At 48.5% G+C, this 596-nt stretch carries 2 tRNA genes and 1 rRNA gene; all 3 read left to right on the forward strand.

Features of this window, described 5'->3' with window-relative positions:
• Nucleotides 1-78: ribosomal RNA gene (locus J4685_RS22355) — 16S ribosomal RNA — on the forward strand; the annotation flags it as partial.
• Nucleotides 79-147: 69 nt separating this feature from the next.
• A tRNA-Ile gene (locus J4685_RS22360) sits at nucleotides 148-224 on the forward strand.
• A 109-nt stretch (nucleotides 225-333) separates the two neighbouring features.
• Nucleotides 334-409 (forward strand) — tRNA-Ala (locus J4685_RS22365).
• The last annotated feature ends 187 nt before the right edge of the window (nucleotides 410-596 follow it).

Consider the following 596-nt stretch of genomic DNA (forward strand, 5'->3'; position numbering starts at 1 on the left):
ACCACTTTGTGATTCATGACTGGGGTGAAGTCGTAACAAGGTAACCGTAGGGGAACCTGCGGTTGGATCACCTCCTTACCTTAAAGAAGCGTACTTTGCAGTGCTCACACAGATTGTCTGATGAAAAACGAGCAGTAAAACCTCTACAGGCTTGTAGCTCAGGTGGTTAGAGCGCACCCCTGATAAGGGTGAGGTCGGTGGTTCAAGTCCACTCAGGCCTACCAGATTCGCTCCCGTGCTTTGTTGTGGCAAAGCTCGCATACTTCAGTATGCTTCGCTTCACCACGCCGCGCCCGGAAACGAATCAAAGGTAAGAGGTTCTGACTACACGATGGGGCTATAGCTCAGCTGGGAGAGCGCCTGCTTTGCACGCAGGAGGTCTGCGGTTCGATCCCGCATAGCTCCACCATCTCGTGAGTGTTTACGAAAAAATACTTCAGAGTGTACCTGAAAGGGTTCACTGCGAAGTTTTGCTCTTTAAAAATCTGGATCAAGCTGAAAATTGAAACACAGAACAACGAAAGTTGTTCGTGAGTCTCTCAAATTTTCGCAACACGATGATGAATCGTAAGAAACATCTTCGGGTTGTGAGGTTA

Origin of the sequence: Salmonella sp. 32100201201700099SM (genome assembly GCF_017572645.1) — a bacterium.
Taxonomy (GTDB): domain Bacteria; phylum Pseudomonadota; class Gammaproteobacteria; order Enterobacterales; family Enterobacteriaceae; genus Salmonella; species Salmonella enterica.